Below are 14,324 nucleotides of genomic sequence, written 5' to 3'. Positions count from 1 at the left end.
CTCGTTTAAGCTATATAGCTTTTATTAAGTTGAGCATATTACTCTGCAATATGATAAAAAGAGATCAGATCACTTTTCCTTGATGAATTTCAATCACTCGATCAATATGCCGTTCAATTTCTTTGGGTTGATGCGTCACCAGTAACATGGTGAGTTTTTTCTCTTCACATAATTGATCCATTAAATCCTGCATTTCAACGCGTAATTTAGGATCGAGGGCTGAAAAAGGCTCATCCAATAATAAAATGGGTTTATCTCGTAGCAAACAGCGCGCTAACGCTACTCGCTGTTTTTGTCCACCTGAAAGTGCGGTCGGTTTTCTCGTTAAAAAATCCTGTAAATTAACTGCTCTAGCAGCTTGTTCTACAAGGGCTTTTTCTTCTGCATTTAAGGCTAAATTCAGTTTTAAACCTAAGGCAATATTCTCTTCTACAGAAAAATGAGTAAAGAGATTGTTTTCCTGAAATAGCATGGAAACAGGGCGTTCAAAAGGTGCTGTTTTGGTATGATTTTCACCGTTTAGCCAAATCTCGCCACTATCAGCATATTCGAAACCGGCAATTAAATTCAGCAACGTACTTTTTCCTGCGCCACTTTCACCAATAATGGCAATTTTTTCCTGGGCTTGAATCTGTAAATCAAATACCATCGACATGGATTGATAATTGAAGACCACATTATTTAATTTAATCATTTTGTTCCTTCTGCCCTTCAATAAACATAAATAAACCTAAACATAAGCCCAATAAAATCAATGCCGTCACTGCCGCTTCTTGGCTTCGATATTGTCCGATTTGTTGATAAAGCAAATGAGGCAACGAAGTGAAGTCAGGACTACCAAATAAAGCTATCGCCGTAAAATCGCCGAGTGATAAGGTCGTCGCGAGCGCCAAAGCATATTTCAACGGGGCTTTTAGTAGCGGATATTCAATTAAACGAAAACGCTGCCAACCGGTAATATTCAGCGATAAACAGAGTTTTTCATAATATTGCATTGATTGATTCATTGGTGTATTGAGAATTTTGATCACAAATGGCAAGGCAGCCAAGGCGTTACAAACAGATACCACTACAAACAAATGCCCTGCTGAAAAATCAATATCTTGCAACCAAAGGAATAAGCCGACTGCTAAAACGATCGTCGGAATGGCTAAAATCATCATCCCCCCCGTTAAAATTAAGTGAGCTAATTTGGGATGATATAACCATTGTAGCTGACGGGAAAGTAACAATAAGAAAAATCCAAATAATACCGATAAAATCCCTGCAGTCGGTGCCATGGTTAATGAATAAGCAAGCGCTTTCCATAATTGTGGGTTTTGCCAATAGCCAAATAATTGGGTCGCTGACAAACCTTGGAAAACGATATTGAATAAGGGACTTAAAATAAATAAGCACACCGAGAATAAGACAAAAACATGTCCAAATTTGACCGCACTTGAAGAAGGTAAAACCCATCGATAACGTTGCGAAACCTGGGTTTCAGGTGCTTTTGCCCAATATTGTGAAAGTGAAAATAAAGCAAAACAAAACACAAATTGTACTAGCGCAAAAAGTGCAGCTTTGGGTAAATCAAATTCAAAGAAAATGGCTTGGTAAATGGCAACTTCTAGCGTGCTGTTTTGTGGTCCACCACCTAGTGCCAACACTATCGTAAAGCTAGTGAAACACAGCATAAAAATCAGCACAAAGGCAGACACGATTTGGCTTTTCAAATAAGGCCATTCAATTAAACGGAAAAATGTGAAACCTTTGATATTTAATTGTGCCGCGAGTTGATGCTGTTCGGTCGGTACACTTTGCAAAGCCTGCAAACTCATTCGGGCAGCTAAGGGAATATTAAAAAATAAATGGGCAATGAGAATACCACTTAAACCATAAATGGAGGGTTTCCACAAAATACCTAAGGTTTGCAGCAGTTGTGTTAGCCAACCAGCAGTGCCATAAATACCAATTAGACCAAAAATAGCCAGTAATGCCGGCAAAACAAAGGTGAGGGAAAAAATGCGTAAAATGAGCGATTTACCTTTGAAATCTACATAAAAAAAAGCGCGAGCAAATAAAGTTCCAATTACGCTAGAAAGCAAGGCTGACAAGAATGCCTGCCCGACACTAAAGGCGATAACTTGATGCAAATAATCGTCTTTTAAGAAATCAGATAAGGCATAATCACTTCCAACTGAAAAAACCGCAGAAAGTGAAAATCCATAGAGTAAAACAATGAAAAAAATGACCGCACTTCCGCCCAAATAATGGCGAGGACGAAAATGCGGATGTTGAAATAAGCTCATTAATACTATTTAGATAAGGCTTTTTGCCATTGATTGATCCAGCCTTTAAGCTGCTCACTTGTTACCGTTGTGGTATCTAAAATACGCATTGATTTTGCGCGAGAATTAAGCGCATCAATATGACTTTCGATATCGGTCTCTACCACGGGTAACATCACATTATTTTTGGCAATATCCGCTTGAGCTTGCGGTGAAAGTAAGAATCCTAAAAATTCATCAGCACAGGCATTATTACGGTTAGCAACTTTTGCCGCAACCTCAACTTGTAATACGCTATCCTCTGCAAATTCCGTTGCCACATAATTGTCTTTTTGTTCAGACAGAATATGGTAAATCGGTGAAGTATTGACGCTTAAAACCACATCGCCTTCGCCTTTTAAAAAGGCACCATAAGACTCAGTCCAACCTTTGGTGACAGTGACAGTATGTTTAGAAAGGGTTTTCCAAGCATTTGCTACATCTGCAGCTGGATAAACTGCATTCATCCAAAGTAATAAACCCCGTCCAATACTGCTGGTACGCGGATCTTGATATAACACTTTAAGATCTTGACGCTCAACTAATTCTTTTAAGCTTTTTGGAGGATTAGCCAGCTTATTTTTGTCATAAATAAACGCATATTGCGCATAATCAAATGGTAAGAAAGTTTTATTTTCCCATTTAATGGGTAAACGTAACTGGCTTAAATCCACTTTATTTGGCTCAAAAATATTGAGTTTTTGTGAATCCTCAATTTGATAACTATCTAAACCGAGCACGACATCTGCCTTAATTTTTTTACCTTCTAGACGAACACGGTTAAACAAAGTGCCATTATTGTCAAAAGCCACATAATTCAGCTTACATTGCGGGAATTGTTGTTCAAAAGCTGCTTTTACTTTTGGCCCAGCACTCCAATCAGCACTAAATGAATCATAAGTATAAACATCTAATGTTTGAGGAGCAGCTTGTGCGAAAGCGGAAGCGGTAAAAAGTGCGGTTAAAATGGGAAGTGTTTTGTTCATTATGCGTTCTCCTTATTTTTGCATAACGAAACAGCATAATGAGATAATTAGTTTCCTACGCCAGCATTATCTGTTTCAGGTTCACGGGTGTTTCTCAGCCATTAATATAGGCACCCCGACTAACGCGATGTAGTCTATCTTAAGGAAATTTAATCAACAAGTTATTTCATTTAAAAATGTTAATCCAATCACACTTTTATATCTGGTTTATCATTTTTTGAGCAAAAGAAAACCTGCTAAAAAGCAGGTTTATCTTGTAATCTATCGTCAATTAAGCTTGATGTTTAGCCGCTACTTCGCTTAATAAAGTTTGAAGTTCGCCAGCTTGATACATTTCTAAAATAATATCACAACCACCTATTAACTCACCTTCTACCCATAATTGTGGGAAAGTTGGCCAGTTTGCATAAGCCGGCAATTCAGCACGAATATCTGGGTGTTGAAGAATATCAACATAGCCGAAAGGCACTTTGCAATTCATTAATGCTTCAGATGCACGCGCAGAGAAACCACAAGAAGGTAATTTTGGTGAACCTTTCATGTAAATTAAGATTGGGTTTTCAGCGATTTGTTTTTTGATTTTGTCTAACGTTTCCATAATGTTCCTTGTTCAAATAAGTCTGAATAGGGCGCTATTCTAACATAAGATAGAACCTGAGTGAAAGACTTGGTCTTACCAACTTCCACCAGCTCCGCCGCCGCCGAAGCCACCGCCACCAAAGCCACCACCGGAAGAACTATCGCCATCGAAGCCTCCACCAAATCCGCTTCCGAAACCGGAACCGCCACCACGACGACGAGAAATCGTACTTTGACGAATGATTTTATTCAGTTGGTCACGTTGATTCGGGCTAATATATACTTCATCTTTGTGATATTGGAATTCACCAAATAATACAATAGCAATAAATGCCAATACCATTAAGAATGGGATGTACTTATCGAACGCATCTTCTTCAACTTGTGCCGCATCGAATTCGCCTTTACTTGCCGCAATAATTTGGTTTAAGCCGTCATTAATACCTTGCGCATATTGGCCTTGTTTAAATTGTGGCAAAATTGCCGAACGGATAACTTGCGATAAAAAAGCATCCGGCAATACACCTTCTAAACCTTGCCCTGTTGCGATAAAGACTTTGCGATCATCCTTCGCAATCAGCATCAACACGCCATTGTTCAGATTTTTACGTCCAATACCCCATTTATCACCTAAAGCAAAAGTATAATCAGCAATTTCATATTCACCGGTTGTAGGAACCAAAACAACCGCGATTTGTGAACTCGTTTCTTTACTATAAGCAATTAGTTTATTTTCTAAAATTTGCTTATGTTCTGCAGAAAGTGTGTTGGTGTAATCGTTTATGTAATGGAAAGGATTTGGTGCAGACGGAAATTCTGCCGCAACAACCATTTGAGCAAAAAAAAACAAGGCTAAAAATAACCGCACTTTTCATAAAAGATAAAAGCTTAGCCATTAATAATTACCTCATTAGATAATTCATTCACATCATTAGGCTGAATAGGAAAATGGCGAGATAAAATATCACTGATACGATCAATCGCATCGACAATACCTTGTGTATAAGCTTTTTGTTTAAACTGCTCAATCATTAAATCGCATTGTAACTGCCAATAAGCCACATCAACAAATTGATGAATGCCTTTATCACCTACGATGGCACAAAGATGATTTTTATATCCCACATAAATCAACACAGCATTTTGTGCCGCTGTTTTATGCATTTCCAGTTCGTCAAAGACTTCTAAAGCTCGTTCCATTGCAGATAGTTGTGCTGAAGCCTTTGGTACTTTGCGTTCAATATAAACACGTAACTCAGCCGAACTTAAGCTTTCGAGGCGACTAATCGCCGCCTCGATTTGCTTTTTATCTACCGGAATTCTGGAAAAGAATGGCATAGATAAACCTTAGTTAAAGTTTACAGTCGGTGCGTTTTCATCGCCTGCAGCTGATTTAAAGTAAGGTTTAGCTTTAAAACCAAAAATCATTGCAGCTAATTTAGTTGGGAATTGACGTACTTTTTCATTATAAATACGTGCAGCTTCATTAAATTTATTACGAGCCACATTGATACGGTTTTCTGTACCTTCAAGTTGCACTTGTAAGTTCATAAAGCCTTCATTCGCTTTTAATTGTGGGTATTGTTCTACAGTAACAAGTAAACGAGATAATGCTGAACCTACTTGATTTTGATTTTGTTGGAATTCGTTTAATTGTTCTTCCGTTAAATTAGACGGATCAATTTTAGTTTGTGTCGCTTTTGCGCGAGCTTCGATTACATTAGTTAATGTTTGTTGTTCAAAATTAGCTTGACCTTTTACAGTATTTACTAAGTTCGGAATTAAATCAGCACGACGTTGATAAGATGATTCAACATTTGCCCAAACAGAATCAATTTCAGTTTCTGCTTTTACTAAGCCATTGTAGCTAGACATTAAGCCTAAACCTGCAGCAACGGCGATAATAATCAAGATAATCCACTTTTTCATTCAAAAATTCCTTCAATTTATAGGTTTAATTTATATAAGAAAAGACCTAAACCGAAGTTTAGGTCTTCTAATGCTAATCCGTTAATGGATAACTAAATAAAATTATTTAGTACCGTTAACTGCGATTTCAACACGACGGTCTGGTGCTAAACAAGCGATAAGTGCTTTACGACCTTTAACCGCGTCACAAGTAGAACCTGTAACTGGGTTAGCTTTACCGTGACCAGTTGCAGAGATGTTTTGAGCTGGAACACCTTTAGATACTAAGTAGTTAGCTACAGAGTCTGCACGACGTTGCGATAATTTAACGTTTGGTGCATCTTTACCGATACGGTCTGTATAACCAGCAACAGCTACGTTAGCGTTGTTGATTTGAGCGATTTCACCGTAGATACCGTCTAAAGTTGCTTGAGCTTGTGGTTTTAAGTTAGCTTTACCGAACGCGAAAGTTACATCAGAGCTTAAGTTGAAAGTTTTGCTTACAACTTCAGGTGCAACAACTGGAGCAGCACCTTGACCGAAACGGTAAGATAAACCAGCGTTGATAGAACCGATCCATGGGTTGTAGTCAGCTGCTTGACCTTGTTGAACACCCGGATAGTTACGTAATTTACCTACGCGAGCTAACCATTGATATTCAAGACGTAATGCTAACTCTGGTAAAGATGGTAACGCATACTCGAAACCAGCTGCGAACATTGGAGAAACGCGTAAGCTGTGCTCTCTGAAAGATTTAGTACCATTAGCTGCATATTCTTTATAGTCAGAACGAACTAAAGCTGCACCAGCACGACCGTAAACATCTAAGCCTTCTAAAGCAGAAGTTAAACCGCCTAAACCATAGCTACCTTTTAAGCTTAAGTGAGCACCGTGGTTAGTGTGTTTGAATGCTACTTTACCAGCATCTTTGAATTTAACACGACCGAAGTCATCGTAACCTAATTCAACCGCTAAACCTAAGTTATCACGGTTTAATACTTGGTAACCACCAAATACACCGTAAGTAACAGAGTTACGGTTGTAACCAGCACCAAAGTCTAATCCTTTGCTAGCTGAGTTAGCTTTAATACCATCGTGGAAAGATGCTTGACCAGCTTTAACACCTGCATAGAAAGTGTTTTCTTGTGGAGCTGCTTGAGCTACAGAAGCTGCTGCTAAACCAGCAACGACTAATGCGATTGCAGTTTTTTTCATTTTGATGTCCTCTATTTAGTCATCGTTATTAATAAGAAAAGTTTCCTTGTTTATCGTGAACTTTACAAAAAAGAAACACTCTAAACATTGCTTAACTAGGGTTTTGAATTTGCCCTAACTTATCCTTTTGACAAATTCAATTCCTTTGCCATAGCCAAAGGAACGTTCAAAAGTACGGTTATTATCCTATAAAAACACCAAAGATCAAACTTTTTTTGCCCTTCTTGGTTATTTTGTAGACAAACAACCCCTAATATGAACGTTCATTCACAAAAAATAGGTTGATTCTTAACCCGTTTTCTATTCTAACAAAAAATATCTTTTGTTCAAATCGACTTTTTTTTGAGCTTCATATATCATCAAATTCACTTTCTTCTCTATTTATGTGTGAGTGATTTTATGTTGCCCCGTCTTTCTAATGTGCCACAACTTAATAATGTGGTAAGTGATTATCTTAGCGAACTCCAAAAACAGCATTTTGAAGGTGATATTGCCTCAAATTATGCCGACTGCTTAAGTCTTGCGACAGATAACAGCGTCTATCAACAACTTCCACAGGCTATTTTGTTCCCTAAATCTGTTGCTGATGTAGTACGCATCACCAAATTAGCCAATAAAGAGAAATACCTTCACTTAACCTTTACACCTCGCGGTGGCGGCACAGGCACAAATGGACAATCTATTAATAACAATATTATTGTGGATCTCTCTCGCCACATGACAGGCATTTTAGAGCTTAATATAGAAGAACGTTGGGTTCGTGTGCAGGCGGGCGTCGTAAAAGACCAGCTAAACCAATTTTTAAAACCTCACGGCTTATTCTTTGCGCCAGAACTCTCCACCAGTAATCGAGCAACACTCGGTGGCATGATTAATACCGATGCCTCTGGTCAAGGTTCATTACAATACGGAAAAACCTCTGATCACGTTTTAGCATTACGTTCTGTTTTGATGAATGGTGAAATATTAGATACAAGCGCGGTCAAATCTGACGATGTTTTAGAAAACTACCCGCTTGCAGAAAATGGAAAAACACTACATCAAACGATTTTCCAACGTTGTAAAGAGAAGCGCGCTTCAATCATTCAAGATTTACCACAACTCAATCGCTTTCTTACCGGTTACGATCTTAAGAATGTCTTTAATAACGATGAAAGTGAATTTAATCTCACCCGAATTTTAACGGGGTCAGAAGGTTCACTTGCGTTTATCTGCGAAGCTAAACTCAATTTATTACCGATTCCGAAATATCGTACCTTAATTAATGTGAAATACAGCTCATTTGATGCCGCACTTCGCAATGCGCCTTTTATGGTGAAAGCCAATGCCCTTTCAGTTGAAACTGTCGATTCCAAAGTGCTGAACCTCGCTAAGCAAGATATTATTTGGCATTCAGTGAAAGAACTTTTAACAGAAGAAGAACAAAATCCAATTCTTGGTTTAAACATTGTGGAATATGCGGGCAACAATCAAGCTAAAATCGACAGCCAAGTGACCGCACTTTGTCAGCAATTAGATGAAAAAATTGCACAAGGCAAAGATCATATTATCGGCTATCAACTTTGTTCTGACTTGCCTTCTATTGAACGTATTTACGCCATGCGTAAAAAAGCGGTGGGGCTATTGGGGAATGCGAAAGGCTCAGCCAAACCGATTCCTTTTGTGGAAGATACTTGTGTGCCACCAGAACATCTTGCGGATTACATTGCAGAATTTAGAGCCTTATTAGATAGTCACAATCTGCAATATGGGATGTTTGGCCATGTGGATGCTGGTGTATTGCACGTTCGCCCGGCTTTAGACTTATGCGATAAAGAACAAGTCAAACTCTTTAAACAAATTTCAGATGAAGTGGCAGAACTCACGGTGAAATACGGCGGTTTACTATGGGGGGAACACGGTAAAGGTGTACGTTCTCATTATGGCGAGAAATTCTTTACACCTGAACTTTGGCAAGAATTACGTTATGTGAAATTTTTATTTGATCCAAACAATCGTCTGAATCCAGGTAAAATCTGTACGCCACTTAAGAGCGATGCGGAACTCTATTCCATTCTCTCGCCAATGCGTGCGGACAATGATCGCCAAATCCCGATTCAGATGCGAGACGAATTCAAAGGCGCGATGAACTGTAACGGTAACGGGCTTTGCTTTAACTTTGATGAGCACAGCATTATGTGCCCTTCCATGAAAGTGAGTAAAAATCGCGTATTCTCGCCAAAAGGACGAGCCGCTATGGTACGTGAATGGTTGCGATTAATGGTCAATGAAAACGTATCGCCTGATCAATTAGATTTTCATAAAACACAAGTCAAATTGACCGCACTTGTGGAACGTTTCCGTAATAGCGTACAGAAATGGCGTGGTGAGTATGACTTCTCACATGAAGTGAAAGCCGCAATGGATACTTGCCTGGCTTGTAAAGCCTGCGCAAGCCAATGCCCGATTAAAATTGATGTACCAAGTTTCCGTGCGAAATTCTTCCATTTCTACCACAGTCGTTATTTGCGCCCAGCCAAAGATCATCTTGTGGCGAATTTAGAAGTTGCTGCACCTTATATGGCGAAAAAACCGGCATTATTCAATTATTTCACCAAACTGAAAGTTACTCAAAGCTTGGTTGAAAAAACACTAGGCATGACTGATTTGCCTCTCCTTTCAGAGCCAAACCTTCAACAACAATTAGTCGAAATTGGCTATCAAGGCAAAAAATTAGAAGAATTGGAAGGTCTCAGTGCCGTCGAAAAAACCAATATACTCTTTATCGTACAAGATCCTTATACCTCTTATTACGATGCCAAAGTGGTACGGGATTTCGTGGCTCTCACGCAAAAATTAGGATTCGATCCAATCCTTCTGCCTTTTAAACCAAATGGCAAAGCCATGCACATTAAAGGTTTTTTAGCTCGCTTTAGTAAAACCGCTAAAACACAAGCGGAGTTTTTAAATCGCGTCGCCAAATTAAATGTGCCTTTGGTCGGCGTAGACCCAGCTATTGTGCTTTCTTATCGTGATGAATATAAAGAGGCTTTAGGTGATTCTCGCGGTGATTTCCATGTACTCACAGCACATGAATGGCTGACCAATCAATTAGAAAGTAACGCATTACAAAGTGCGGTGAAAAATATTGCAAAATCTGACCGCACTTTTGAGTGGCATTTATTCCCTCATTGTACTGAATCTACCTTTATGCCAAACAGTCCGAAAGAATGGCAGCATATTTTTGCGCAATTTGGACAAACCTTGAATGTTGAAAAAGTCGGCTGCTGTGGTATGGCGGGTGTATTTGGCCATGAAGTTCAAAATCAAACCATATCAAAAGATATTTACGACGTATCATGGGGCAAAAAATTACAAGGTAAAGATCCAAATCATTGCCTCGCGACCGGCTACTCTTGCCGTAGCCAAGTGAAGCGATATGAAAAAGCCATCTTGAAACACCCTGTTCAAGCATTGCTTGAAGTATTGAATAACTAGAATAGATTTTCTACTTACCACAATATTTAAGAAAATAAAAAGCGGTCAGATTTTAAATCTAACCGCTTTTTTTTATTTAAAGACTACAACGCTTCAATCGCTTTATATTGCTCTTGGATTTTTTCTAATCCAGATTGGTATTCCGCTTGTTTTTCACGTTCTTTCGTAATCACTGCTTCAGGTGCTTTAGCCACGAAAGCTTCGTTGCTGAGTTTGTTCTCGATACGTTTAACTTCATTTTGATATTTTTCAATCTCTTTGGTTAAACGGGCAAGCTCTGCTTCTTTATTGATAAAGCCAGCCATTGGGACGAGCAATTCAGCATTGCCAACAAGTTTCGCTACCGCAAGTGGTGCTGTTTCGTTTACGGCTAACACTTGAACGTTGTCTAATTTCGCCATCGCTTTTAAAAGAGCGGTCTGTTTTTCGAGAATTTTTGCATTTTCTGCACTTAAATTACGGAATAACAAATCTAAGCCTTTGCTTGGTGCGATGTTGCTTTCTGCTCGAATATTACGTACCGCAACGATCACTTCTTTTAACCACTCAATTTCAGCTTCTGCTTCAGGATCAAAGCCGTTCTCTTCCACTTGTGGGAAAGGTTGTAGCATAATGCTGTAAGCAGTAATGTCCACGAATCCTTTCACTTTTTGCCAAATTTCTTCGGTAATAAATGGAATAAGCGGATGCGCTAAACGTAATAATTTTTCTAACACATGAACCAAAGTTTGGCTTGCCGCACGGATTTGTGCTGCATTGCCACTTGCAAATACCGGTTTAGTCAATTCCAAATACCAGTCGCAGAATTGGTTCCAAGTAAACTCATAAATCGCATTGGCACAAAGATCGAAACGATATTGGCTTAATGAATTACGGAAAGTTTCCACTGTGCGATTAAATTCCGATTGAATCCAACGATCGGCTAATGAGAATTCGATCTCGCCTTCGCTTAAATCTAATTTTTCATTTGTTAATACAAAACGACTTGCATTCCACAATTTATTACAGAAGTTACGGTAGCCCTCTAAACGTTTCATATCCCAGTTGATATCACGGCCGTTTGAAGCCAATGCGGCTAATGTGAAACGCAATGCGTCTGTACCGTGAGCTGAAATACCTTCAGCAAATTCTTTGCGCGTTGCTTTAGCAATTTTCTCTGCTAATTGCGGCTGCATCATATTGCCAGTACGTTTTTCAAGTAAATCTTCAAGGCTGATACCGTCAATCATATCGATTGGGTCAAGCACGTTACCTTTCGATTTCGACATTTTTTGACCTTGTTCATCACGGATTAAGCCCGTTACGTACACGGTTTTGAATGGCACTTGTGGTTTGCCATTTTCATCTTTCACGAAGTGCATCGTAAACATAATCATACGTGCAACCCAGAAGAAGATGATGTCGAAGCCGGTGATTAACACATCCGTTGGGTGGAACATTTTGAGTTCTTTAGTTTGCTCTGGCCAGCCTAAGGTAGAGAACGTCCATAAACCTGATGAGAACCAGGTGTCTAACACGTCTTCATCTTGTTTGAGTTCAACCGCAGAATCTAAGTTGTATTTTGACCGCACTTCTGCTTCGTTACGCGCGACATAAACGTTTCCTTCTGCGTCATACCACGCCGGAATACGGTGTCCCCACCAAAGTTGGCGAGAAATACACCAATCTTGAATATCACGCATCCAAGAGAAGTAAAGGTTTTCATATTGTTTCGGCACAAATTGAATTTCGCCGTCTTCCACCGCTTTAATCGCCACATCAGCAAGCGGTTTCACGCTCACATACCATTGGTCGGTTAGCATAGGCTCAATCGGCACGCCGCCACGGTCGCCATAAGGCACTTTCAAATAGTGCGGTTTAATTTCGTCTAATAAACCTAGTGCTTCAAAATCTGCCACGATTTTCTTACGGGCAGCAAAACGCTCTAAGCCACGGTAATCAGCAGGAATCGTCGCTTCATAGCCTACAAGTGGTTTGCCATCAGTACCAATAATTTCTGCTTCAGCACGGATATCCGCATTTAAGGTTAAGACATTAACCATCGGCAAGCTGTGACGTTTACCGACTTCGTAGTCGTTAAAGTCGTGCGCTGGAGTAATTTTCACCACACCAGTACCAAATTCACGATCGACGTATTCATCGGCAATAATTGGAATTTCACGATTTGCCAACGGCAGAACCACCGTTTTACCGATTAAAGATTGATAACGCTCATCTTCAGGATGCACCGCCACAGCCGTATCGCCCAACATGGTTTCTGGACGGGTGGTTGCCACCACTACATAATCTTTACCATCTGCCGTTTTCGCACCGTTTGCTAATGGATAACGGAAATGCCAAAGGGAACCTTTGCTCTCTTTGTTTTCTACTTCTAAGTCAGAAATTGCGGTATGAAGTTTTGGATCCCAGTTTACCAAACGTTTACCACGGTAAATCAAGCCTTCTTCGTGCAAACGAACAAACACTTCTTTTACTGCATTAGATAAACCGTCATCCATGGTGAAACGCTCACGTTCCCAGTCGATTGAGTTACCTAAACGGCGCATTTGTTGGCTGATTGTGCCGCCAGAATAGGCTTTCCAATCCCAAATTTTGTTGATGAACGCTTCACGACCATAATCATGGCGAGTTTTACCTTCTTCTGCCGCGATTTTACGTTCCACCACCATTTGGGTCGCAATACCCGCGTGGTCTGTACCCGCTTGCCATAAGGTGTTATGCCCTTCCATACGGTTAAAACGGATTAAGGTATCCATTAAGGTTTGTTGGAAAGCGTGCCCCATGTGCAAAGAACCTGTTACGTTCGGTGGTGGAATTGCAATGCAATAGCTCGGCGCATTTTCATTTTCAGACGGTTTAAAATAACCGCTCTCTTCCCAATGTTGATAAAGGGCTTGTTCTACCGCAGACGGATTAAAACGGTCTGCCATTTCAAATTTTTGTGTCATTGTTGCTCTCTTCTTTAGGTAGGGTGCGCGTAAGTACACCAAATTATTTTCAAATATGGTGCACTTACGCGCACCCTACAAATACCTATTATTTTGATAACTTTTGTTCTAAATTAAACAAATGCGTATTTATGTTCTTACATACATCTCTATTAATATAATTGTTATCATCACAATATTTTTTTTCATATTCAGACCTCCAATAAGCAATTTGGTTACTCAAATTTATATTACCTTGTAGATTTTTAATTGAGCCTATAATCCAATCGACAGTACTTTTTGACAGATGTTGGTACTTATTGAACTCTTCTTTAGTAATTAAGTTATGATATTCGTTTCCCCAAAAAACATTACTAGTATCAACTGTTCTTTTGAGTTCTGTAACTTTGTTTTCTAATGCTTGAATTGGGGTGATAACCTCTATTCCTGATTTGCTATGTATATTATCAATCCAACTTTTAGGATTTATAAAACCTAAATAAGTGCAAAGCAAAAATAATAAAATGACAAAATTAATCCTAGACAAACATGATGGCTTATTCATAACATTTCCTTCAATAATTTAAATTCAATTAAATAAAATTCTATTTCCCTTGGATAAATCCTCTGAATCACCTCTTTCAATTCATCCAACTCCATATTTTCCTGCTTCGCATGCTGCTCTGTCAGTTCATCAAGAGTAATCGGCGATACACTTAACACTTCAATGGTGCAAAAATATTGATTATCCTCAAAGCGCCCAACACGCAAAATATCACCTGCTTTAAAGTGGCTTTCGGATTTATCTCGAATGGTGATGGTTTTACGTCCTGCGAGAATATCGGCTTCGAAGCGTTGATAAAAGGTAATATCGTTCATAAAGTGCGGTCAATTTTTAAGTGTTTTTTGTAACCATCCCTCTC

11 protein-coding genes, 1 pseudogene and 1 riboswitch are annotated in these 14,324 nt (G+C 39.3%); of the genes and pseudogenes, 1 reads left to right on the top strand and 11 read right to left on the bottom strand.

Annotation, left to right across the window (positions count from 1 at the left end):
* Positions 1-64: 64 nt before the first annotated feature.
* From thiQ to ompA, 8 genes and pseudogenes are all read right to left on the bottom strand, one after another.
* Positions 65-694, bottom strand: a complete 630-nt coding sequence (gene thiQ / locus DX522_RS09025) for a thiamine ABC transporter ATP-binding protein (protein WP_115180543.1) — start codon at positions 692-694, stop codon at positions 65-67.
* On the bottom strand, positions 687-2,291 hold the full coding sequence (gene thiP / locus DX522_RS09020) for a thiamine/thiamine pyrophosphate ABC transporter permease ThiP (protein ID WP_115180542.1): 1,605 nt from the start codon (positions 2,289-2,291) through the stop codon (positions 687-689). Before thiP ends, thiQ begins: the two co-directional genes overlap by 8 nt.
* A gap of 5 nt (positions 2,292-2,296) precedes the next feature.
* Positions 2,297-3,295, bottom strand: coding sequence for a thiamine ABC transporter substrate binding subunit (gene thiB / locus DX522_RS09015; protein ID WP_115180541.1), 999 nt, complete (start codon positions 3,293-3,295; stop codon positions 2,297-2,299).
* Between the two features lie 35 nt (positions 3,296-3,330).
* Positions 3,331-3,423, bottom strand: a riboswitch (TPP riboswitch).
* Positions 3,424-3,566: 143 nt separating this feature from the next.
* Positions 3,567-3,893, bottom strand: a complete 327-nt coding sequence (gene grxD / locus DX522_RS09010; protein WP_005699458.1) for a Grx4 family monothiol glutaredoxin — start codon at positions 3,891-3,893, stop codon at positions 3,567-3,569.
* A 75-nt stretch (positions 3,894-3,968) separates the two neighbouring features.
* Positions 3,969-4,770 (bottom strand): annotated as a pseudogene (locus DX522_RS09005) (TPM domain-containing protein).
* Positions 4,763-5,212 carry a TPM domain-containing protein gene (locus DX522_RS09000; RefSeq protein WP_005698222.1) on the bottom strand — a complete coding sequence of 150 codons (450 nt, stop codon included), beginning with the start codon at positions 5,210-5,212 and terminating at the stop codon, positions 4,763-4,765. The pseudogene DX522_RS09005 and the gene DX522_RS09000 overlap by 8 nt, the downstream one beginning before the upstream one ends.
* Before the next feature lie 9 nt (positions 5,213-5,221).
* Positions 5,222-5,803: a LemA family protein gene (locus DX522_RS08995; protein ID WP_115180540.1), complete on the bottom strand. Its 582-nt coding sequence runs from the start codon at positions 5,801-5,803 to the stop codon at positions 5,222-5,224.
* A 102-nt stretch (positions 5,804-5,905) separates the two neighbouring features.
* Positions 5,906-6,997 (bottom strand): porin OmpA, encoded by a 1,092-nt coding sequence (gene ompA, locus DX522_RS08990; RefSeq protein WP_115180539.1) that lies wholly within the window; start codon positions 6,995-6,997, stop codon positions 5,906-5,908.
* Between the two features lie 399 nt (positions 6,998-7,396).
* Here ompA and DX522_RS08985 point away from each other — a divergent pair, with 399 nt between their 5' ends.
* Positions 7,397-10,474, top strand: coding sequence for an FAD-binding and (Fe-S)-binding domain-containing protein (locus DX522_RS08985; RefSeq protein ID WP_115180538.1), 3,078 nt, complete (start codon positions 7,397-7,399; stop codon positions 10,472-10,474).
* Between the two features lie 83 nt (positions 10,475-10,557).
* Here the strand turns inward: DX522_RS08985 and DX522_RS08980 are convergent, their stop codons facing one another.
* The 3 genes from DX522_RS08980 to yqfB all read right to left on the bottom strand — a co-directional run bounded on the left by DX522_RS08980 (position 10,558) and on the right by yqfB (position 14,280).
* A complete protein-coding gene (locus DX522_RS08980; RefSeq protein WP_115180537.1) occupies positions 10,558-13,422 on the bottom strand; it encodes a valine--tRNA ligase in 2,865 nt (954 codons plus the stop codon).
* Between the two features lie 88 nt (positions 13,423-13,510).
* Positions 13,511-13,966, bottom strand: a complete 456-nt coding sequence (locus DX522_RS08975) for a hypothetical protein (RefSeq protein WP_115180536.1) — start codon at positions 13,964-13,966, stop codon at positions 13,511-13,513.
* The gene (gene yqfB / locus DX522_RS08970; RefSeq protein ID WP_115180535.1) at positions 13,963-14,280 is read right to left on the bottom strand and encodes a N(4)-acetylcytidine aminohydrolase; all 318 of its coding nucleotides are present in this window, start codon (positions 14,278-14,280) and stop codon (positions 13,963-13,965) included. The genes DX522_RS08975 and yqfB overlap by 4 nt, the downstream gene beginning before the upstream one ends.
* Positions 14,281-14,324 lie beyond the last annotated feature (44 nt).

It is taken from the genome of Haemophilus parainfluenzae (assembly GCF_900450995.1).
Classification (GTDB): domain Bacteria; phylum Pseudomonadota; class Gammaproteobacteria; order Enterobacterales; family Pasteurellaceae; genus Haemophilus_D; species Haemophilus_D parainfluenzae_O.
This window is presented reverse-complemented; position numbering and strand designations above follow the sequence as displayed.

What these genes read in the sequence shown, in the direction of transcription:
- thiQ (WP_115180543.1), bottom strand. Translation starts at nt 694, where the DNA reads ATGATTAAATTAAATAATGTGGTCTTCAATTATCAATCCATGTCGATG.
- thiP (WP_115180542.1), bottom strand. Translation starts at nt 2,291, where the DNA reads ATGAGCTTATTTCAACATCCGCATTTTCGTCCTCGCCATTATTTGGGC.
- thiB (WP_115180541.1), bottom strand. Translation starts at nt 3,295, where the DNA reads ATGAACAAAACACTTCCCATTTTAACCGCACTTTTTACCGCTTCCGCT.
- grxD (WP_005699458.1), bottom strand. Translation starts at nt 3,893, where the DNA reads ATGGAAACGTTAGACAAAATCAAAAAACAAATCGCTGAAAACCCAATC.
- DX522_RS09000 (WP_005698222.1), bottom strand. Translation starts at nt 5,212, where the DNA reads ATGCCATTCTTTTCCAGAATTCCGGTAGATAAAAAGCAAATCGAGGCG.
- DX522_RS08995 (WP_115180540.1), bottom strand. Translation starts at nt 5,803, where the DNA reads ATGAAAAAGTGGATTATCTTGATTATTATCGCCGTTGCTGCAGGTTTA.
- ompA (WP_115180539.1), bottom strand. Translation starts at nt 6,997, where the DNA reads ATGAAAAAAACTGCAATCGCATTAGTCGTTGCTGGTTTAGCAGCAGCT.
- DX522_RS08985 (WP_115180538.1), top strand. Translation starts at nt 7,397, where the DNA reads ATGTTGCCCCGTCTTTCTAATGTGCCACAACTTAATAATGTGGTAAGT.
- DX522_RS08980 (WP_115180537.1), bottom strand. Translation starts at nt 13,422, where the DNA reads ATGACACAAAAATTTGAAATGGCAGACCGTTTTAATCCGTCTGCGGTA.
- DX522_RS08975 (WP_115180536.1), bottom strand. Translation starts at nt 13,966, where the DNA reads ATGAATAAGCCATCATGTTTGTCTAGGATTAATTTTGTCATTTTATTA.
- yqfB (WP_115180535.1), bottom strand. Translation starts at nt 14,280, where the DNA reads ATGAACGATATTACCTTTTATCAACGCTTCGAAGCCGATATTCTCGCA.